This window comes from Pseudomonas sp. SK2 (genome assembly GCF_016772395.1).
Taxonomy (GTDB): domain Bacteria; phylum Pseudomonadota; class Gammaproteobacteria; order Pseudomonadales; family Pseudomonadaceae; genus Aquipseudomonas; species Aquipseudomonas taiwanensis.
In genome coordinates, this window is the sequence record NZ_CP061944.1 from 1,084,739 (window position 1) to 1,105,396 (window position 20,658).

19 protein-coding genes and 1 pseudogene are annotated in these 20,658 nt (G+C 61.5%); 11 read left to right on the forward strand and 9 right to left on the reverse strand.

The window, feature by feature from the left end:
- Positions 1-32: 32 nt before the first annotated feature.
- Positions 33-1,487, reverse strand: coding sequence for a pyruvate kinase (gene pyk, locus IF103_RS04810; RefSeq protein ID WP_023378892.1), 1,455 nt, complete (start codon positions 1,485-1,487; stop codon positions 33-35).
- A 180-nt stretch (positions 1,488-1,667) separates the two neighbouring features.
- Here pyk and IF103_RS04815 point away from each other — a divergent pair, with 180 nt between their 5' ends.
- The 3 genes from IF103_RS04815 to sbcB all read left to right on the forward strand — a co-directional run bounded on the left by IF103_RS04815 (position 1,668) and on the right by sbcB (position 4,021).
- Complete coding sequence (locus IF103_RS04815) at positions 1,668-2,054, forward strand: tol-pal system YbgF family protein (protein ID WP_023378893.1); 387 nt, start codon at positions 1,668-1,670, stop codon at positions 2,052-2,054.
- Between the two features lie 124 nt (positions 2,055-2,178).
- Complete coding sequence (locus IF103_RS04820; protein ID WP_027908098.1) at positions 2,179-2,538, forward strand: PilZ domain-containing protein; 360 nt, start codon at positions 2,179-2,181, stop codon at positions 2,536-2,538.
- Between the two features lie 46 nt (positions 2,539-2,584).
- Entirely contained in the window at positions 2,585-4,021 is a 1,437-nt protein-coding gene (gene sbcB, locus IF103_RS04825) for an exodeoxyribonuclease I (RefSeq protein ID WP_023378895.1), read from the forward strand.
- Positions 4,022-4,091: 70 nt separating this feature from the next.
- Here sbcB and mvaT read toward each other — a convergent pair whose 3' ends face one another.
- The gene (gene mvaT, locus IF103_RS04830; RefSeq protein ID WP_023378896.1) at positions 4,092-4,469 is read right to left on the reverse strand and encodes a histone-like nucleoid-structuring protein MvaT; all 378 of its coding nucleotides are present in this window, start codon (positions 4,467-4,469) and stop codon (positions 4,092-4,094) included.
- 278 nt (positions 4,470-4,747) lie between these two features.
- Here mvaT and purU point away from each other — a divergent pair, with 278 nt between their 5' ends.
- Both purU and IF103_RS24845 read left to right on the forward strand, forming a co-directional pair.
- Entirely contained in the window at positions 4,748-5,599 is an 852-nt protein-coding gene (gene purU, locus IF103_RS04835) for a formyltetrahydrofolate deformylase (RefSeq protein ID WP_023378897.1), read from the forward strand.
- 14 nt (positions 5,600-5,613) lie between these two features.
- Entirely contained in the window at positions 5,614-5,847 is a 234-nt protein-coding gene (locus IF103_RS24845; RefSeq protein ID WP_081669750.1) for a hypothetical protein, read from the forward strand.
- Here the strand turns inward: IF103_RS24845 and gpgF are convergent.
- The 5 genes and pseudogenes from gpgF to IF103_RS25305 form a co-directional block, all read right to left on the reverse strand.
- On the reverse strand, positions 5,753-6,745 hold the full coding sequence (gene gpgF / locus IF103_RS04840; protein WP_104882123.1) for a glucosaminyl phosphatidylglycerol flippase: 993 nt from the start codon (positions 6,743-6,745) through the stop codon (positions 5,753-5,755). The genes IF103_RS24845 and gpgF overlap by 95 nt on opposite strands.
- Entirely contained in the window at positions 6,742-7,506 is a 765-nt protein-coding gene (gene gpgD, locus IF103_RS04845) for an N-acetylglucosaminyl phosphatidylglycerol deacetylase (RefSeq protein ID WP_104882912.1), read from the reverse strand. Before gpgD ends, gpgF begins: the two co-directional genes overlap by 4 nt.
- Complete coding sequence (gene gpgS, locus IF103_RS04850) at positions 7,499-8,620, reverse strand: N-acetylglucosaminyl phosphatidylglycerol synthase (RefSeq protein ID WP_104882911.1); 1,122 nt, start codon at positions 8,618-8,620, stop codon at positions 7,499-7,501. Before gpgS ends, gpgD begins: the two co-directional genes overlap by 8 nt.
- A 171-nt stretch (positions 8,621-8,791) precedes the next feature.
- Positions 8,792-9,556: a methyl-accepting chemotaxis protein gene (locus IF103_RS25300; protein ID WP_374374736.1), complete on the reverse strand. Its 765-nt coding sequence runs from the start codon at positions 9,554-9,556 to the stop codon at positions 8,792-8,794.
- Positions 9,557-9,697: 141 nt separating this feature from the next.
- Positions 9,698-10,735 (reverse strand): annotated as a pseudogene (locus IF103_RS25305) (HAMP domain-containing protein); the annotation flags it as partial.
- 99 nt (positions 10,736-10,834) lie between these two features.
- On the opposite strand from IF103_RS25305, the gene IF103_RS04860 reads away from it, so the two are divergent.
- Positions 10,835-12,310, forward strand: coding sequence for a helicase HerA-like domain-containing protein (locus IF103_RS04860; RefSeq protein WP_202675907.1), 1,476 nt, complete (start codon positions 10,835-10,837; stop codon positions 12,308-12,310).
- Between the two features lie 109 nt (positions 12,311-12,419).
- On the opposite strand, the gene IF103_RS04865 is transcribed toward IF103_RS04860, so the two are convergent.
- Together IF103_RS04865 and IF103_RS04870 are read right to left on the reverse strand one after the other, a co-directional pair.
- On the reverse strand, positions 12,420-13,892 hold the full coding sequence (locus tag IF103_RS04865; protein WP_023378904.1) for an inorganic phosphate transporter: 1,473 nt from the start codon (positions 13,890-13,892) through the stop codon (positions 12,420-12,422).
- 313 nt (positions 13,893-14,205) lie between these two features.
- A complete protein-coding gene (locus tag IF103_RS04870) occupies positions 14,206-14,406 on the reverse strand; it encodes a hypothetical protein (RefSeq protein ID WP_023378905.1) in 201 nt (66 codons plus the stop codon).
- A 536-nt stretch (positions 14,407-14,942) separates the two neighbouring features.
- Between IF103_RS04870 and pcaR the strand changes: the two genes are divergently transcribed.
- The 5 genes from pcaR to pcaF all read left to right on the forward strand — a co-directional run bounded on the left by pcaR (position 14,943) and on the right by pcaF (position 20,497).
- Positions 14,943-15,818 carry a pca regulon transcriptional regulator PcaR gene (pcaR, locus tag IF103_RS04875; RefSeq protein WP_238346466.1) on the forward strand — a complete coding sequence of 292 codons (876 nt, stop codon included), beginning with the start codon at positions 14,943-14,945 and terminating at the stop codon, positions 15,816-15,818.
- 294 nt (positions 15,819-16,112) lie between these two features.
- Positions 16,113-17,456, forward strand: coding sequence for a 4-hydroxybenzoate transporter PcaK (gene pcaK, locus IF103_RS04880; protein ID WP_023378908.1), 1,344 nt, complete (start codon positions 16,113-16,115; stop codon positions 17,454-17,456).
- A 202-nt stretch (positions 17,457-17,658) separates the two neighbouring features.
- Positions 17,659-18,519, forward strand: a complete 861-nt coding sequence (locus IF103_RS04885; RefSeq protein ID WP_027908101.1) for a CoA transferase subunit A — start codon at positions 17,659-17,661, stop codon at positions 18,517-18,519.
- Positions 18,516-19,295: a CoA-transferase subunit beta gene (locus tag IF103_RS04890; RefSeq protein WP_023378910.1), complete on the forward strand. Its 780-nt coding sequence runs from the start codon at positions 18,516-18,518 to the stop codon at positions 19,293-19,295. The genes IF103_RS04885 and IF103_RS04890 overlap by 4 nt, the downstream gene beginning before the upstream one ends.
- On the forward strand, positions 19,292-20,497 hold the full coding sequence (gene pcaF, locus IF103_RS04895) for a 3-oxoadipyl-CoA thiolase (RefSeq protein ID WP_177325259.1): 1,206 nt from the start codon (positions 19,292-19,294) through the stop codon (positions 20,495-20,497). The genes IF103_RS04890 and pcaF overlap by 4 nt, the downstream gene beginning before the upstream one ends.
- The last annotated feature ends 161 nt before the right edge of the window (positions 20,498-20,658 follow it).

Here is a 20,658-nt window from a genome sequence, read left to right on the forward strand (position 1 = left end):
GAGCCGGCCTGCCGGCGATTGGGCCGGGGCTATCAGCCGACCAGCGGATCACCAACGTGCAGGATCTTCATGCCGTTGGTGCCACCGATGGTGTGGTAGCTGTCGCCCTTGGTCAGGATCACCCAGTCACCTTGCTCTACCAGGCCGCGCTTGAGCAGCTCGTCGACGGCCGCCTGGCTGACCTTGTCGGCTGGCAATGCCGCCGGGTCGAAGGCGATCGGGTAGACGCCGCGGAACATCGAGGCGCGAGCCTGGGTAGCGCGGTGTGGCGACAGGGCGAAGATCGGCACGTGCGAACGCAGACGCGACATGATCAGCGGGGTGTAGCCACTTTCGGTCAGCGCGATGATCGCCTTGACGCCTGGGAAGTGGTTGGCGGTGTACATGGCCGCCAGGGCGATGCTCTCGTCGCAGCGCTCGAACGTGGTGTGCAGGCGGTGGCTGGACTTCTGGCTGGTCGGGTGCTTCTCGGCGCCCAGGCAGATGCGGGCCATGGCCTGAACCGCTTCGATCGGGTAGGCACCGGCGGCGCTTTCGGCCGACAGCATCACCGCGTCGGTGTTGTCCAGCACGGCGTTGGCCACGTCCGACACTTCGGCACGGGTCGGCATCGGGTTCTGGATCATCGACTCCATCATCTGGGTCGCCACGATCACCGCCTTATTGTTGCGGCGGGCGTGCTGGATGATCTTCTTCTGGATGGCGATCAGCTCGGCGTCGCCGATTTCCACGCCCAGGTCGCCACGGGCAACCATCACCGCGTCGGAAGCGGCGATCAGGCCGTCGAGGGTTTCATCGTCGGCCACTGCCTCGGCGCGCTCGATCTTGGCCACCAGCCAGGCGCTGCCACCCGCTTCGTCCCGTAGCTTGCGGGCGTATTCCATATCTTTGGCGTCGCGTGGGAAGGACACGGCCAGGTAGTCCAGGTCCATTTCCGCGGCTAGCTTGATGTCTGCCTTGTCTTTTTCGGTCAGGGCTGGAGCGGTAAGGCCGCCACCTTTGCGATTGATGCCTTTGTGATCCGACAGCGGGCCACCGACGATCACCACGCAGTGCAGGGCGTCGGCAGTGGCGGTTTCGACCCGCATCACCACGCGACCGTCGTCGAGCAGCAGTTCGTCACCGACGCCGCAGTCCTTGACCAGATCGGGGTAATCGATACCGACGATGTCCTGGTTGCCTTCGGTCAGCGGGTGGGCGGTGGAGAAAGTGAATTTGTCACCGACTTTCAGTTCGATGCGCTTGTTGCTGAATTTGGCGATGCGGATCTTCGGACCCTGCAGGTCGCCCAGCAGTGCGACATGGCGGCCGTTCTTGGCGGCGATGTCACGGATCAGGCGGGCGCGCGCCTTGTGCTCGTCCGGGGTGCCGTGGGAGAAGTTCAGGCGTGCCACGTCCAGGCCGGCGAGGATCAGCTGTTCGATCACTTCCGGCGAATTGCTGGCGGGGCCAAGGGTGGCGACGATTTTGGTACGGCGGATGGTCATGCACAGACTCCTATAGTGAAGCGCAGCGAAAGGCTACTCCTGAATCTCGCTGTAGTCATTGTTCCGTTGCACTACCTGCAACCAAGGCAGGGTGGCATTTGAACGGGCGGGGTATCCTTGCAAAAGGGTGTGAAGATTTGCGTGCAAAGGCCGATAATCTGGCATCAAAGGAGATTCCCCATGCGAGCCCTGATCGTTTTAGCCCTGGCGGCCAGCACCGTCGGTTGCACCCGCTGGTCCATGGACCATCATTTGAACAATGCCTACCGTGCCTATGACCGTGGCGATTGCCAGCGGGTCATGCTCGAACTGTCGCAGGTTGACCGAACCAGCCGTGCCCGGCCGTTCATCCATCCCGAAGTGTCCCTGCTGCGCGGCCAGTGCCTGGAGCGCCAGAAGCTGTTCGTCGATGCGGCGCAGACCTACGAGTACCTGATCCAGCAGTATCCAGGCAACGAGTACGCCTATCGCGCTAAGGCACGCCTGCAAACGCTGGAGAAGACCGGTCATTATCGGGTGGGAGACACGGCAGTGGCGAACCCGGTCAACACCACTCCTTGGCGTTAACACCAACGTGTCAACTAATTCACGGGATTTGCCGCGAGTGTTGAGCTAACCTGTTAATTGGATGTAACAACCACTCGCCAGTCTCTTGCATTCCTGGCATCGGGTACGGACTGCAATAGCGATCATGTACAACCAACGCCATATCGAACGCCATCAGCTGCCTTGTGTGCTCAAGGTCTACAACCGCTTCACCGAGCAGCAGATCGGCTTTCTGGGTAATGCCTCGGAAGATGGCTTGATGTTGATCAGCCAGCTGCCGGTGCTGGTCGGCCCGGATTTCGAGTTGCAGCTGCGCCTGCCATTGGCCGGTGGCGGCTTGCAGTTCATCAACGTGACAGCCAGCTGCCTGTGGTGCCGTGAGGACCAGACCCCCGGCCACTACGATTCTGGTTTCATGCTCTTGCAAGCCCCCCGCGAGTACGACGATTTCGTCCGTTCATTGCGAGACTATTTCAGTTTTAACCCTGCCAACGCTTCCGCCTGAAGCTCGGTCCGCTAGAATCGGGACGACCTCGATACAGGACGACCCCGTGAGCTCCAGCATTTTCTGGCACGACTACGAAACCACCGGCATCAACCCACGCTGCGACCGACCGCTGCAGGTTGCCGGTGTGCGCACCGACCTCGATCTGAATGAGATCGAAGCGCCTATCAACCTCTATTGCCGCCCCTCCGACGACATCCTGCCGCACCCGGCCGCGTGCCTGGTAACCGGTATCACGCCCGAACAGTTGGCGACCCAGGGCCTATGCGAAGCCGAATTCATGACCCGGGTTCACGAGCAGCTTGCGCGCCCGGGAACCTGTGGCGCGGGCTACAACACCTTGCGTTTCGATGACGAGGTCACGCGTTACAGCCTGTATCGCAACTTCTTCGACCCCTATGCCCGTGAGTGGCAGGGCGGTAACAGTCGTTGGGACCTGATCGACGTCGTGCGCACGGCTTACGCGCTACGCCCTGAGGGCATCGTCTGGCCCCAGCAGGAGGGCCGTACCAGCTTGCGCCTGGAGTTGCTCAGCCAGGCCAATGGCATTGTCCATGGGCATGCCCATGAAGCACTTTCCGACGTGCGGGCGACCATTGGGTTGGCCCGTCTGATTCGCCAGAAACAACCTAAGTTGTATGACTGGTTGTTCAACCTTCGCAGTAAGCACAAAGTGCTGGAACAGATTCGCTTGTTGCAGCCGCTGGTGCACATATCCGGACGTTTCTCGGCCGCGCGTCATTATCTGGGCGTGGTGTTGCCACTGGCCTGGCACCCGCGCAATCGCAATGCACTGATTGTGTGCGACCTGCATCAGGAAACCCTACCGTTATTAAGGGAAAGTGCCGAAGTCCTGCGAGCGCGCTTGTACACTCGGCATGAACATTTATCTGAGGGGCAACTACCGGTACCGCTGAAGTTGGTGCAAATCAACCGCTGCCCGGTAGTGGCTCCGCTATCGGTATTGCGCCCTGCAGATCAACAACGCCTTGGGCTGGACATGGCATTGTTGCAATCGCGCGGTGAGGCCTTGGCCACGCAACAGTCGGTTTGGCAAGACAAGCTTGAACACATCTATGGCACGGAAGATTTCACCCCCAGCGAAGACCCTGAACAGCAGTTGTATGACGGTTTCCTGGGAGAGCGTGACCGTCGTCTATGTGAACAAGTGCGTACCCTGGAACCAGCGCAATTAGGGCATGGCCACTGGATGTTCGATGACCCACGAATGCCTGAGTTGCTGTTCCGGTATCGTGCGCGAAACTTCCCCGAGACCTTGAACCCCCAGGAGCGTCAGCGCTGGTTCGCGTTCTGCCAGCAGCGTTTGAGCGACCCTTTGCACGGCGCCCCGAACACGCTGGCGGGCTTCGAGCAGGCCCGGCAGGGGGCTTGGGCCGATGCCGATGAAGCGGGGCGCAAGGTGCTGGACGCCTGGCAGGCCCATGCCGGGCAATTACAGGCACGGTTCGAATTGCACCCGTGAATGAGCCAACAAAAACGCCGGCATTAAGCCGGCGTTCGTGTTTGCAAAAGCGAGGAAACAGTGCGGACTATCAGTCCAGCAGAGTCGCCCAGCCTTCAACCACATCACCACCCCACTTGGCTTTCCATTCTTTCAGGGTCTTGTGGTTACCGCCTTTGGTTTCGATCACTTCACCGTTGTGCGGGTTTTTGTATTGCTTGACTTTGCGTGCACGCTTGGTGGTAGTGGTTTTAGCCACGGCGCGCGGGCCTTTGCTCAGTTTCGACTCTGGGTCGAGCAGGGCGATCACGTCGCGCAGCGACTTGGAGTATTCACCCATCAGTGCGCGCAGTTTGCCTTCGAACTCCAGTTCTTGTTTCAGCTTGTCATCCTGCGACAGGTTGGCCAGGCGGGCCTGAAGTTCCTTGATGGCTTCTTCGGTAGCGCGGTACTCGTTGATCAGGGACATGGAGTGTTCCTTAGTGCGTGTTCAGAAATGTGTGTGCCAATAATAGACAGGCGATACTCTCAAGTAAACATATAAATAAGCAATAAACTGTTAATTAGGTTGCGACAACATATTTCTTCGGTTAAGAAAAATTCACAAAACTCTCGATCCCGAGGTGGTAGTGCCAGGGACAGTGGCATAAGGCTGGCGCTGGCGGTGCGGGCGCACACGATCAATACTGCGTTTTTGCTGGTGTGCCGCTAGAATGAGCGCCTTTGCGAAGTTTTGGAGTCTTATTCATGCGCACCTATCGTCTGGTGATCGCCTGCCCCGACCGTGTAGGCATCGTGGCGAAAGTCAGTAATTTCCTGGCCTTGTACAACGGCTGGATCAACGAGGCCAGCCACCACTCCGACGAGCAAAGTGGCTGGTTCTTCATGCGCCATGAAATCCGTGCCGAGTCGCTGCCGTTCGGTATCGAAGCCTTCCGCGAGGCGTTCGCGCCCATCGCCGAAGAGTTCTCCATGACCTGGCGCATCACCGACTCTGCGCAGAAGAAGCGCGTGGTGTTGATGGCCAGCCGCGAATCCCATTGCCTGGCCGATCTGCTGCACCGCTGGCACACCGACGAGCTGGACTGTGAGATTCCTTGCGTGATTTCCAACCACAACGACCTGCGCAGCATGGTCGAGTGGCACGGGATCCCGTTCTTCCATGTGCCGGTGGACCCCAAGGACAAGGCCCCGGCCTTTGCCGAAGTGTCGCGCCTGGTTCAGGAGCATGCGGCCGACGTGGTGGTGCTGGCCCGCTACATGCAGATCCTGCCGCCGCAACTGTGCCAGGACTACGCTGAAAAAGTGATCAACATCCACCACAGCTTCCTGCCCTCGTTCGTTGGCGCCAAGCCTTACCACCAGGCTGCGCTGCGTGGCGTGAAGCTGATCGGCGCAACTTGCCATTACGTGACCGAAGAGCTCGATGCCGGCCCGATCATCGAACAGGACGTGGTCCGCGTGAGCCACGCCGACAGCATCGAAGATATGGTTCGCTTCGGCCGTGACGTCGAGAAGATGGTGTTGGCCCGTGGTCTGCGCTATCACTTGGAAGACCGTGTACTGGTCCACGGCAACAAAACGGTGGTCTTCGACTGATAGCGAGGTGGCCTGTGGCAGATCCGCGTGACAAGGCGGGTGCCTCGGCACCTGCGACCCTCGGCGAGGGCTGCCTGGCCCGCTTCGATCCCGAAGCGCTGAGCGACGACGACGGCACCGAGTTTTCCGGTGCCGCCGAACTCTGGCAGCAGCTCAATGCGCCTGACCCCGCCAGCGCGCCAGCAACGGACGCGCCAGCAGGCACACGAACACCGGCCCTCCGGCAAGCAGATAGAAGTAGTAAGTGACTGCCCGCCAGATCAGCACTGCCGCCGCTGCGGTCGAGCTGCCGACCAAGGGGGTCAGCAAGCTCGCCGACGTCAGTTCTGCGGCGCCTGCACCACCTGGCAGCAAGCTGAACTGACCGGCGCTCAGCGAAAGCATCTGCACCAGAAAGCTCGGTATCCACGAAAGCTCCACACCCAATCCCCGCAGTACCAGGAACAACACGCTGTAGCGTAGGCTCCAGTGCGCGCAGGTGAGGGTGAATACCAGCGCCAGCGTGCGTTTGGGCAGGCGCCAGGTTTGCGCCAGGGCATGGATGAAGTGCAGCAGCTTGCGAGCCCAGCGTTGTCGACGTTGCCGGGCAACGCCAAGGCGCCTTAGCAGCCGCCCGATGAAGCGCATCACCCGGCGTCGGTAGCGTAGTAAACCAACCACCAGCGCCAGCGCCACGCACAGCAGCGATGCGCTGCCCAGCAGCATGCTTTCCTGGCTTTGCCCGAGGCTGTGAAACGCGGCATAGCCGGCGATAGCCAGCAGGGCACAGAAGAAAAACACCAAGTCGTTCAGTTGGTCCATGGCAAACACCGCCCCGCTGCGCGCTGGGCCGATGCGATCATGGGCCAGCAGCGCCATCAAGGTCAGCGGTCCGCCGCTACCCCCCGGGGTGGTGCAGATTGCGAACTCGGTGGCCATCACCACGCCCAGGCTGCGTACCCGGCTAATCTTCTGCGCCTGCTGGCCGAGCAGCAGGCGCAGGCGAACGGCGTTGATGACCCAGCACAGCATGATCATCCCCAGCAGCGACATCATCAGTGTCGGTGCGAAGGCGCGTAGCCTGGGTAGCAGTTCGCTGCCGCCCAGCAGCGTCGGCACCAACACCGCCAAGAGCAAGGCCAGGACCAGCCAGCCCAGGCGGCTCATGCGATCACCTGGCGCTCCAGCCAGCTTGACTTGGTCAAGGGCTCGCGGCCTTCTGCCAGTAGGGTCTGGAGGGTGCGCAACCAGTACTGTCGTGAGTCGCGATGACGCATGTCCACCGGGTGCAGCCCCAGGCGCAGTGTCTCTGCCTCGCGCCAACGTCGGCATTGCCAGTCACAGAGCAGCCGAGACAGTCCCCGACGCCAGGCACTGCGGGCGCTCCATACCAAACCAGGGGCTGGGATGGCGGTGAACTCGGGCAGGCGGTACAGGTGCTGGGCTGTGCTGGTGTAGCGCAAGGGCAGATGGCGCAGCGCCTGTCGGGTGCCTTCGCTCATCAACCAGGCCGGTGCGACGAAACCTGCTACCGGCCAGCCTTGCCGCTCGAATAGCGCCAGGCCGCTTTCCAGGCGTTGCAGAGCTTGCTGGCGGTCCAGCCGGTAGAATTCGCCTTCATGGGTCAAGATACGGCGCATGAAGTATTCGCCAGGGCTGCGTGGTGGCGGCCCGTCATCGGCATGGTAGAAGCCATGCAAGGCAAGTTCGTCTCCCCGCGCCAAACGGTGTTCGAGCATGCGGCAGAAGGTGGGCGAGCGTGACAGCAGGTTGCGGTGATGGAAGTCCGGCACCACCAACCAGGTCATCGGCACATTGCCCAGTTGGTCGACGGCCTCGACGAACGGCTGGTAGTCGGGCCAGGTTTCGGGCGCGATGTCGTGCAGCACCAGCATCAGGCTGCGCGGCTTGCCGCTGTTTTCAACCATGGGCACGTACCTGCGGTGTGTGGCCGAGCACGGCCTGATAGTGCCCCAGCAAGCCGCTTACCACGCTGTCCCACGAGTAGTGTTGCTCTGCCTGGCAACGGGCTTGGACGCCTAGGTCGTGAATGCCTTCTTCGAACACCTCACGCACGGCGGTGGCCATGGCCCGGCCATCGTTGGGGCGGCACAGGCGCCCGCACCGGTCGTTGATGATCTCGCTGAACGCCCCGGCCCGCACCGCGACCACCGGGGTTGCGCTGGCCATCGCTTCGAGGATGACCAGGCCGAAGGTTTCCTGGTCGCCTGCGTGAACCAGCAGGTCGGCACTGGCCATCAGCCTGGCGACCTCATCGGGTGGGCAGAATCGATCGATCACGGTGACGTTGGCTGGCACATTGGCTGGCATGTTCGAGCCAACCAGCAACAGGTGATACGGTCGGCCCAGGCGCTCTATGCAGTCGAGCAGAACGGGCAGGTTCTTCTCCCGCGAACCGCGACCTGCGTAGATCAGCAGGCGGCTGGTGTCGGGAATCCTCAGTCTGGCTTTCAGATGCGGATCGCGGTGCCCAGGGTGGAAGGTCGACAGGTCGACGCCCAGAGGCTGCACATGAACTTGTTTAACCCCCAGGCGGCGCAGTTTGTCGGCCATGACTTGGCTGGGAGCCAGCACCCGGTCGAAGTTGCCATACAGCTTGCTGACATAGGCTTCGACATTGGGGGTGAACCAGTTGCCCATCCGATTGCTGACCAGCAAGGGGAGATCGGAATGATAGAAACCGATCACCGGCACGTTGAGCTTGCGCCGCGCTTCCAGGGCTGCCCAGGCGGTCAGGTAGGGGTCGCCCACCTCGATCAGGTCGGGCTTGAGGCGGCGAAGCACGTTGCACCAAGGGGCCAGGCGCACCGGGAAGCGGTAGCCGTTGCCAAACGGCAGGGGAGGAGCGGGCACCTGATAGATGCCGTTGTCGTGGCTGGCGCTGGCGCCGGGGATCAAGAGACTGTGGCGCACGCCTGCAATGGCGTCGAGTCGATGGTGTTTGGCATCAAGATAGGTACGTACGCCGCCGCTGGCCGGGGCGTAGAACATGGTGATGTCAGCAATGTGCACGATCAGCATCCCTCCGGGATCGTCTTCGGGTCTGTCATCCGGCTGCAACGGGCCGGCGATGACGCGCCTAAAGGTTGACCTTCCTGAAGAATAGTTTGTTCGATCGGGGTAGGGGGCTTGGCGGGATAGCTTCGAACGACAGGAGCAGGCAGGCGGACTGCCTGCTCCTGTGGCGTGCGGTCAGATGCGGAACGTGCCGACCAGATGCTTGAGGCGGCTCGCTTGCTGCTCCAGGTCAGAGCATGCACGCAGGGTGGCCTGGAGGTTTTCGACGCCTTCCTGGTTGAGCATGTTGATTTCGTTGATGTCCATGTTGATCGAATCGACCACGGCGGTCTGTTCCTCGGTGGCGGTGGCCACCGACTGGTTCATGCCGTCGATCTCGCCGATGCGCACGGTCACGCTGTCCAGACGCTCGCCGGCCTGGTTGGCGATCTCCATGCTGTCCTGGCTGTGGCGCTGGCTTTGGCCCATGGTCTCCACCGATTCGCGGGCACCGATCTGCAGTTCCTCGATCATGGTCTGGACCTGCTGCGCCGATTCCTGCGTGCGGTGGGCCAGGTTGCGCACTTCATCGGCTACCACGGCAAAGCCTCGGCCAGCCTCGCCGGCGCGGGCAGCCTCGATCGCGGCGTTGAGTGCCAGCAGGTTGGTCTGCTGGGAGATACTGGTGATGACTTCGAGAATCTGGCCGATGTTGACGGTCTTGCTGTTGAGGGTCTCGATGTGCGCGCTGGAGCTGACGATCAGGTCGGACAGGCGGTTCATCGCCTCGATGTTGCGCTCCACTACTTGCTGGCCTTCCTCGGCCAGCAGGCGAGCCGAGCTGGCGTGTTGCGAGGCTTGGGCCGCATTGCCAGCGATCTCCTGGGCGGCAGCACCCAGTTCGTTGATGGCGGCGGCGACGCTGTTGGTGCGGTTGGACTGTTCGTCGGAGTTGGCCATCGACGAGTTCGATGCGCTGATGACCCGAAGGGCTACTTCATTGACCTGCTCGGTGGCCGAGGACACTTCGCGGATCGAGCTGTGGATACGCTCGACGAAGCGGTTGAAGGCGGTACCCAGAATACCGAACTCGTCGTGGCTGTGGATTTTCAGCCGCTTGGTCAGGTCGCCTTCGCCTTCGGCGATGTCTTCCATCGCTCGGGTCATGGTGTGCAGCGGCTGCATGAGTGCGCGGATCAGCAGGCCGAGCAGACCGATGATGATCACCACGGCAACGACCGTGGCGATGACCGCCGAGGTGCGGAAAGTGCTCAGCATGGCGAAGGCTTTTTGCTTGTCCACCGACAGGCCGATGTACCAGTTGGCCGATGGCAGGCCTTTGATCGGCGTGAAGGTCAGCAAGCGCGCCTGACCGTCGGTATCGACTTCGGTCAGTTCACCGGACAGCTTGGGGGTCTTTTGCGGGAACAGGTCCGACAGCGACTTCATCACCAGCTCTTTGTCCGGGTGAACCAGGATCTTGCCTTGATCGTTGACCAGGAAGGCATAACCCATGCCGCCGAAGTTCAGCGAGTTGACGATCCGTACCAGGCCATCGAGGTCCAGGTCGCCGCCGACCACGCCGACGGAGCCGGAAACCTTGTTGATGATGCCGATGACCATCTTGTTGGTGGCCATGTCGATGTAAGGTTCGGTAAGCGTCACGCCGGAGGCGTTCATGCCGTCCTTATACCAAGGGCGGGTACGTGGATCGTAGCCATCGGGCATCTTGGTGTCGGGGCGGACACTGAAACCACCATCGACCTTGCCCAGGTACACGGTCAGGAAGCTGGAGGTCAGGGCATTCTGGCCCATCAAGGTGTCAGCCTTGGCGGGTTCCTGGGCAATGTTCTGTGCCAGATTCTCCACCAGTTTTATGCGACCTTCGAACAGGTTGCGAATGTTGGTCGAAGTGGATTCGCCCATTTCAGCCAGATAATTCTCCAGATTTTCCCGGATCGCATTACGCTGGAGGTAATCGTTGTAGAGGGTGAACAAACTGAAGGCGAGTATCACGATCAGTGAGGCTGCCAATAGGATCTTATGGCTGAAACGAAGGCTTTTGTTCATGGCGTAATCGGTTCCGCTAAGGTTTTTATCGGGCGTTCGCACGAATACAGCAGTCAAACAGTGCAACATCCCGGAAAGTCCTTTTTCGGTTGTTCCTGCTTTGAAGGCGAATATCACATGGGTGTATCGGCCGATTCAGGGTGAAGCTTGAGTAGAGGAAGAGAGAACATGTCGGATTCTTCGCAATTAGTTGTCGGCGCAGGTTTGGATGGCCAGCCCGTCACCCAAGCCATGCGCCTGGCCAACCGTCATGGTTTGGTCGCCGGGGCCACGGGGACGGGTAAAACCGTCACACTTCAGCACCTTGCGGAAGCTTTCAGCGATGCGGGGGTGGCGGTATTCGCGGCCGATGTCAAAGGTGACCTGTGTGGCCTGGGGGCGATGGGGGCCCCGCAAGGCAAGGTAGCCGAGCGGATTGCCGGCATGCCCTGGTTGGGACACACGCCACAGGCTTATCCGACCAGCCTCTGGGATATCGCTGGCCAGTCCGGTCACCCGCTGCGTACCACCCTCAGCGAAATGGGGCCGCTGTTGCTGGGCAACTTGCTTGAACTGACCGACAGCCAACAGGCCGCGCTGTATGCCGCGTTCAAGGTGGCGGACCGCGAAGGCCTGTTGCTGCTGGATCTGAAGGACCTCAAGGCTCTGCTAGGGCATTTGAAGGACAACCCACAATTGCTCGGCGAAGACAGCGCTCTGATGACTGGCGCCTCGACCCAGGCACTGTTGCGTCGGCTGGCCACCTTGGAGCAGCAAGGCGCCGAGGCCCTGTTCGGCGAGCCAGCCTTGCAGCTCGAAGATCTGCTGCGCCCTGACCACGACGGGCGTGGGCGCATTCACCTGCTCGATGCCAGCCGCCTGGTGCATGAGGCGCCGAAGGTGTATGCGACCTTCCTGCTATGGCTGCTGGCTGAGCTGTTCGAGCAACTGCCGGAGCGTGGGGATGCCGACAAGCCTGTGCTGGCGCTGTTCTTCGATGAAGCCCACTTGTTGTTCAACGATACGCCCAAGGCTTTGCAGGACCGGCTGGAGCAGGTGGTGCGGCTGATTCGCTCAAAAGGAGTGGGGGTTTATTTCGTCACTCAGTCACCGGGCGATCTGCCGGATGCCGTGCTGGCTCAACTGGGATTGCGCATCCAGCATGGTCTGCGGGCATTCACCGCCAAGGAGCAGAAGTCGCTACGGGCGGTGGCTGATGGTTTTCGGCCGAATCCTGCGTTCGATACCTTGGCTGTGCTGACCGAGCTGGGTATCGGCGAGGCCTTGGTGGGAACACTGGAGGAGAAGGGCACGCCAGCGATGGTCCAGCGCGTGCTGATCGCCCCGCCGCAGTCGCGGATCGGGCCGCTCACGGCAGCCGAGCGAAGTGCCTTGATCGCCGGCTCACCGTTGCTAGGACGCTATGACAAGCCGGTCGACCGCGAGTCGGCGTACGAGATGTTGAGTCAACGCAAAGGTGAGCCGGTGGAGCCTGCGCCGGTGCCTAAGGTGGATGAAGACAGTTTTGCCGACAAGGCCGGGGAGTTCTTGCAGAGTGCGGCAGGGCAGGCAATCAAGTCGGCGGTGCGGCAAGCGGTCAACCAGTTGGGGCGCCAGCTGGTGCGGGGGTTGATGGGGTCGTTGTTGGGAGGCAGGAAGCGGTAGTGAACCTGCGCCGACCCTTGCGCGGGTAATCCCGCTCTTACTAAGCAGGGGCGGGGAGCAGATATGAAAAGGGCGCCCGAAGGCGCCCCTTTCACATGTGCGGTATCACTTAGCCAATGGCTTTCGACGCCAGCCAGAACAGGCCGGCCGCGAGGCCCATCGAGGCCGGCAGGGTCAGGACCCAGGCCAGCAGGATGGTTTTCACGGTACCGCCCTGCAGGCCGCTCTTGTTGGCGACCATGGTACCGGCGACGCCGGATGACAGGACGTGGGTGGTCGACACCGGCAGGCTGAACACGTTGGCCATACCAATGGCGCAGGCTGCGGTGATCTGTGCCGACATGCCTTGGGCGTAGGTCATGCCCTGTTTGCCGATTTTCTCGCCAACGGTCAGTACCACGCGTTTCCAGCCGACCATGGTGCCCAGGCCCAATGCCAGCGCAACGGCAACGATCACCCAGAACGGAGCGTACTCGGTGGTGGCGGTGAGGTCCTTGCGCAGTTTTTCCAGGTCGGCCTTCTCACGGGCTTCCAGGCCTGGCAGCTTGCCGACCTTCTTGGCCGTGTCATCCAGGCAGAGCAGGTAGCGACGTACTTCCACGCGTTTTTCCGCGCTCAGGTCGCGGTAGTCGGTCACGCCTTGCAGCGAGGTCTGCAGTGCCGCGATGGTGGGTTCGGTCTGCTGGGGGTTGCAGCTGAACTGTTCCGGCAGGTCGCTGGCCTTGGCCTTGCCCAGCGCCAGGAATTCGCCCAGGGTCGCGGCGTTGCGCTGGTAGAACTGGCTCATGTGCAGGGTGGCGTCGCGGGTACGCTCGATCTGGTAGGTCGTGCTGTTCAGGTCGAGGACGAATTTGGCCGGGACGATACCGATCAGGACCAGCATGATCAGGCCAATGCCTTTCTGGCCGTCGTTGGAGCCGTGCACGAAGCTCACGCCCATGGCCGAAATAACCAGCACCAGGCGGTTCCAGAAGGGGGGGTGTTTCTTGTCGTCGAGCTTGCGACGCTGCTCGGGCGTCTTGTGCATCTTCGACAGCGGGCGCCACCATTTCAGTCCGATCAGGACCAGGGCTGCCACGGCGAAGCCCGCCATGGGCGAGACCACCAGGGACATGGCGATGTCGATCGCCTTCTGCCAGTTGACGCCGTCACCCAGCGGAATGTCGTTGATCAAGGCATTGGCCAGGCCCACACCGAGGATCGAGCCGATCAGCGTGTGCGAGCTGGAGGCGGGGATGCCGAAATACCAGGTGCCGAGGTTCCAGGTGATGGCCGCAGCCAACAGCGAGAAAACCATGGCCAGGCCATGCCCGGTGTTCACATTGATCAGCAATTCGACTGGCAGCAGGTGCACGATGGCATAGGCCACCCCGACTCCGCCGAGCAAAACGCCGAGGAAGTTGAACACGCCGGAGAAGAATACGGCGAGGTGCGGCGGCATGGCTTTGGTATAGATGACGGTGGCTACCGCGTTGGCGGTGTCATGAAAGCCATTGATGAACTCGAATGCGAGCACGAATGTCAGCGCGAGCAGCAAGCTCACCAACACCCAGGCATCCAGTCCGCTGAATAAATCGATCATGAAGGTTGTCTGGCGGTCAAAGGGGGCGCGATTATGCCAGAAAACCTTGGCAATCGATGCACCTGCTGCTGACCGATGGCAGTCATTCTCGACCTGGGTTCGGACGCCGAAGCCGTATTCCAGGCAGATTAATGGCGCCTAAAAGTCGTGAAAACCCTGTAATTTCGGCAAATTATCAAAAAAAACAGTGCGGCCTCCCGGTTCAAACGGTCGTATGAAATTTGTGTAATTCCATTTCATCCCCGATCTCCCGGTAAAGATCGCCCGCGCCCTGGCCTTTCAGCCTGCGGCGCGGATGCCAGGGATCGGACGCTCAGGATTTCTCGCTGCGCAGTTCCTTTTCCATCTTTTCCAGTTCATGGCTGAAGGCTTGGTCTTGCACGGTGGCTCGTTTACGCCAGGGTTTGCGTTCCGGGTCCGGTTGGGCGGCGTAGGTTGTAACTTCCCCGCCGTAAACTTCCTTGTAACGTTCAGCCTGGCGCTCGAGTTCCGCGCGCAGTTCATCTTTCGTCACAGTAATACCTGAATGAGTTGGTTACCTGTTTGTTGTTTGCCAGGTGCGTTGCGTCCACGCGGGTATCGCCTGTCGACGCTCTGGGTATTCGCCGAAAGCGCATGGAACAGCGGAAGGCGTGAATCAGCAGCCTGAGTGCTGGCGATTGGATAAGCATGACCCCGGTGAAGTCCATGACCGCGTCTCGATCCGGGCCAGCAGAATCGATTATAGCAACCGTTAATTCGTCGAACAGGGTTATTTACCCAATACTGACATCGCCTATGCAAGTTGTTGTCGCGTTCGCCACGAAGTGCCGGGGTTCGATGTTGGAACAACAGAAGCGGAAGTCGGTGTTGCAAGAGGATAATGAAAAACGGCCTCGCGCGAGGCGAGGCCGTTGCCTGGGGACTTCTACGGTGGGTACCTGACCAGTCTCTCCAAAGAAGCCACATGTGGCAGGAGAAAGGTATAAGCAAAAGTGTCAGCGGTCAATTGCGATTATCGGCCGTTCGTTCGATAATCGCACGAGCGAGCGATTTTTTTAGAGGTGTGCGATGAGCGATGAAACCCTGGTCAATGAGTCTGCCCACGCAGAGCCGGTGCGTGGTGCCGCTCCCTCGTTGGCACCACCGATCGTGGCTTCACCGGCCAAGCGGATCCAGGCGTTCACGGGCGACCCTGACTTCATGACCTCACTGGCGCGGGGACTTGCAGTGATCCAGGCGTTCCAGGAGCGCAAGCGCCACCTGACCATCGCCCAGATCAGCCACCGTACCGAGATTCCACGGGCTGCCGTTCGGCGTTGCCTGCATACCTTGATCAAGCTGGGGTATGCGACCACCGACGGGCGCACGTATTCATTGCTGCCCAAAGTGCTCACCCTTGGGCATGCCTACCTGTCTTCGACGCCGCTGGCCGTTTCGGCGCAGCCTTATCTGGACCGCATCAGTGACCAACTGCATGAGGCGGCCAACATGGCCACGCTCGAAGGTGACGACATTCTTTATATCGCGCGTTCGGCAACGGTCGAGCGGCTGATCTCGGTCGATCTGTCGGTAGGTGGGCGGTTGCCGGCCTATTGCACGTCGATGGGCCGCATCCTGCTGGCTGCGCTGGACGACGCCAGCCTCAGGGAGTACCTGGAACGGGCGGACCTCAAGGCGCGTACCAGTCGCACATTGCATGACCCCGATTCATTGTTCGCCTGCATCCAGCAAGTGCGTGCCCAGGGCTGGTGTGTGGTGGATCAGGAGCTGGAACAAGGGCTGCGATCGATTGCAGTACCCATCTATGACGCATCGGGTCAGGTGCTGGCTGCCTTGAATGTCAGCACCCACGTGGGCCGCGTCAGTCGCAGCGAGCTGGAGCAGCGGTTCCTGCCGATTCTGTTGGCCGCCAGCCAAGACCTGTGCCACCAGCTTTTTGGCTGAGGCGAGGCGTGGCAGCGTTTCCTGTTCGATAAACGCACAGTGTCGTTGCTGGTCAATTGCGCAGTCCCAAGGCGCTGATTAATGTCTCTCGCAACGGTCGGCTTTGCCGACCGAACAAAAACAACACGAGAGATACCTTGATCATGAACACTGTCGCTTCGCTGCTGCGGCCGCACCCGCACGCAGTGCCCTCGTATCCAGGCTGATTCCAGCCGCACTCCACCGACTTTCGAATACGTTGCTCGTGCCTCGCGTGCAGTGGTTTGTCCGTGCCCATCATTCTGGATAACAACAATGAATCAACCGCAATCTGTCGGGAACAGCCTCGACGTCCAGTCGTTCATCAATGAACAGCCTCTGTCCCGCTTTCAGTGGCGGGTGGTGATCCTCTGCTTCCTTATTGTCTTCCTTGACGGCCTGGATACAGCCGCCATGGGTTTCATCGCGCCGGCCTTGTCCCAGGAGTGGGGCATCGACCGCGCCAGCCTTGGCCCGGTGATGAGTGCGGCGCTTATCGGCATGGTGTTCGGGGCCCTCGGCTCGGGGCCTTTGGCTGACCGCTTCGGTCGTAAAGGTGTACTGGTGGGGGCCGTGCTGGTGTTCGGCGGCTTCAGCCTGGCTTCGGCCTACGCCACCAATGTCGATCAGTTGCTGGTGCTGCGCTTCCTGACCGGCCTGGGTCTGGGGGCAGGCATGCCCAACGCCACCACCTTGCTGTCCGAGTACACCCCCGAGCGCCTGAAGTCGCTGCTGGTGACCAGCATGTTCTGTGGCTTCAACCTGGGCATGGCGGGTGGTGGTTTCATTTCCGCCAAGATGATCCCGGCCTACGGCTGGCACAGTCTGCTGGTGGTGGGTGGTGTGCTGCCTCTGCTGCTGGCCTTGGTGCTGATGATCTGGCTGCCGGAGTCGGCGCGTTTTCTGGTGGTGCGCAACCGGGGCACCGACAAAGTGCGCAAGACCCTGGCACCGATCGCCCCTGCGGTGATCGCTCAGGCGGCCAGCTTCAGTGTGCCCGAACAAAAAGCGGTAGCTGCTCGCAACGTGTTTGCAGTGATCTTCTCCGGTACCTATGGCGTCGGCACTTTGCTGCTGTGGCTGACCTATTTCATGGGCCTGGTGATCGTGTACCTGCTGACCAGCTGGCTGCCCACACTGATGCGTGACAGCGGTGCCAGCATGGAACAGGCGGCCTTCATTGGTGCTTTGTTCCAGTTCGGCGGCGTGCTCAGTGCGGTCGGGGTGGGTTGGGCCATGGACCGCTTCAACCCGCACAAGGTCATTGGCATCTTCTACCTGCTGGCCGGCGTGTTTGCCTACGCAGTGGGGCAGAGCCTGGGCAACATTACCTTGCTGGCCACACTGGTGCTGATCGCAGGTATGTGCGTGAACGGTGCGCAGTCGGCGATGCCCTCGCTGGCGGCGCGCTTCTACCCGACCCAAGGCCGTGCCACCGGGGTTTCGTGGATGCTGGGCATCGGCCGTTTCGGCGCGATTCTGGGTGCCTGGAGCGGTGCGACCCTGCTGGGCCTGGGCTGGAGCTTCGAGCAGGTACTGACTGCCTTGCTGGTGCCCGCAGCGCTGGCGACGGTGGGTGTAATCGTCAAAGGGTGGGTGAGCCACGCGGACGCGACCTGATCCTGGCCGGCAAGCGGGTGTCTGCGGGGCGTTGCAAGCCCCGCGTGAGCCCGGCTTGCTGGCGATGAGGTCTTGAGAGACAGAAGGTTAGCCTGGCAACAAATTGTTCGATAACCGCACAAATAGTCGATTATCGGATTGTAGCCACCCACCAGTCTCCTTAATCTGAGTTCAACGTAGCACCCTGACCAGGAGTCTCCCCATGGCTGCAATCCTCCCGCTTCACGAAGCTGTGAAGCAGTTCATTCAAGACGGCGATACCGTCGCGCTCGAAGGCTTCACCCACCTGATCCCGACCGCCGCTGGCCACGAGATCATCCGTCAGGGCAAGCGCGACCTTACCCTCGTGCGCATGACCCCGGACCTGATCTACGACCAGCTGATCGGCGCCGGCTGCGCCAAGAAGATCATCTTCTCGTGGGGCGGCAACCCAGGTGTCGGTTCGCTGCACCGTCTGCGTGACGCGGTCGAGAAGCAGTGGCCGCACGCGATCGAAATCGAAGAGCACAGCCACGCCGACCTCGCCAACGCTTACGTCGCTGGTGCTTCCGGCCTGCCATTCGCGGTGCTGCGTGCCTACGCCGGTTCCGACCTGCCGAAGGTCAACCCGCTGATCAAGAGCGTTACCTGCCCGTTCACCGGCGAAGTCCTCGCCGCGGTACCGTCGGTGCGTCCGGACGTCACCGTGATTCACGCGCAGAAGGCCGACCGTAAAGGTAACGTGTTGCTGTGGGGCATCCTCGGCGTCCAGAAAGAAGCCGCCCTGGCCGCCAAGCGTTGCATCGTCACCGTCGAAGAAATCGTCGATGACCTGCAGGCACCGATGAACGCCTGTGTCCTGCCGACTTGGGCGCTGAGCGCAGTCTGCCTGGTACCGGGTGGCGCACACCCGTCCTATGCCCATGGTTACTACGAGCGTGACAACCGCTTCTACCAGGATTGGGACCCGATTGCGCGCAACCGTGAGTCGTTCAGCGCCTGGATCGACACTTATATCCGTGGCACCGCTGACTTCAACGAATACAAGGCCAAGCTGGCCAGCTCCTCGGAGGCTGCACAATGAGCTACTCCACCTCTGAAATGATGACCGTCGCCGCTGCCCGTCGCCTGCGCAACGGCGCTGTCTGCTTCGTCGGCATTGGCCTGCCATCCAAGGCTGCCAACCTGGCTCGGCTGACCTCCTCGCCAGACGTGGTGCTGATCTACGAGTCTGGCCCGATCGGTGCCAAACCGAGCGTACTGCCGCTGTCGATCGGTGACGGCGAGCTGGCCGAAACCGCCGATACCGTGGTGCCGACCGGCGAGATCTTCCGCTACTGGCTGCAGGGTGGTCGTATCGACGTGGGCTTCCTCGGTGCCGCCCAGGTGGACCGCTTCGGCAACATCAACACCACCGTGGTGGGTGACTACCATGCACCCAAGACCCGTCTGCCGGGTGCGGGTGGCGCGCCGGAAATTGCAGGTTCCGCCAAGCAAGTACTGATCATCCTCAAGCAGTCGACCCGTGCCTTCGTCGACAAGCTGGACTTCATCACCTCGGTCGGTCACGGCGAGGGTGGCGATTCGCGCAAGCGCCTGGGCCTGCCAGGTGACGGCCCTGTCGGGATCATCACCGACCTGTGCATCATGGAGCCTGAAGCTGGCACCAACGAGTTCGTGGTCACCTCGATTCACCCTGGCGTCACCCGCGAGCAGATCGTTGCCGCCACCGGCTGGGCGATCCGTTTCGCCGACGATGTGCAGACCACCAGCGCACCGACCGAAGTCGAACTGACCGCTCTGCGCGACCTTGAAGCCCGTACCGCCGTGGCCCATGGCCAGGTGGCAGGAGAAGCCTGATGCGTGACGTATTCATCTGTGACGCCATCCGCACCCCGATCGGCCGCTTCGGCGGTGCCCTGGCCGGTGTGCGTGCCGACGACCTCGCCGCAGTGCCGCTCAAGGCGCTGATCGAGCGCAACCCGTCGGTACAGTGGGACCAGGTCGATGAGGTGTTCTTCGGCTGCGCCAACCAGGCTGGCGAAGACAACCGCAACGTGGCGCGCATGGCGCTGCTGCTCGCGGGCCTGCCCGAGAGCATTCCCGGCGTCACCCTCAACCGTCTGTGTGCTTCGGGCATGGACGCTATCGGCACGGCCTTCCGCGCCATCGCCAGCGGCGAAATGGAGCTGGCCATTGCTGGCGGCGTCGAGTCGATGTCGCGTGCCCCGTTCGTCATGGGTAAGGCCGAGAGCGCTTACTCGCGCAACATGAAGCTCGAAGACACCACCATCGGCTGGCGTTTCATCAACCCGCTGATGAAGAGCCAGTACGGCGTGGACTCGATGCCCGAGACCGCCGACAACGTCGCCGACGACTACCAGGTATCGCGTGCCGACCAGGATGCGTTCGCCTTGCGTAGCCAGCAGAAGGCCGCAGCGGCCCAGGCTGCCGGCTTCTTCGCCGAGGAAATCGTCCCCGTCCGCATCACCCACAAGAAGGGTGAGACTCTGGTCGAGCAGGATGAACATCTGCGTCCGGAGACCACCTTGGAAGCGCTGACCAAGCTCAAACCGGTCAATGGCCCGGACAAGACCGTCACCGCTGGCAACGCGTCGGGTGTCAACGACGGCGCCGCAGCCCTGATCCTGGCGTCGGCCGAGGCAGTGAAGAAACATGGCCTGACCCCACGTGCTCGAGTGCTCGGCATGGCCAGCGCCGGTGTGGCGCCCCGTGTCATGGGCATTGGCCCGGTACCGGCAGTGCGCAAGCTCACCGAGCGTCTGGGTGTGGCGGTTGGCGACTTCGATGTCATCGAGCTCAATGAAGCGTTCGCCAGCCAAGGCCTGGCGGTGCTGCGCGAGCTGGGTGTGGCCGATGACGCGCCGCAGGTCAACCCCAATGGCGGCGCCATCGCCTTGGGCCACCCGCTGGGCATGAGTGGTGCGCGTCTGGTCCTGACTGCGCTTCACCAGTTGGAGAAGAGCGGTGGGCGTAAAGGCCTGGCGACCATGTGCGTGGGTGTAGGCCAAGGTCTCGCCCTGGCCATCGAACGGGTCTGACCCGTACCGGCGCTATTGCCGGCAAGTCGGCTCCTGCAGGGAACCACGCAATCCTTGTGGGTGCCGGCCTGCCGGCAATAGGGCCGGTAGCTACGACACAAGGCCAATTGCCAGCCTCCGTGCGGAACGAGTGTGTTACTAGGTATGTCTAGAATACCTAT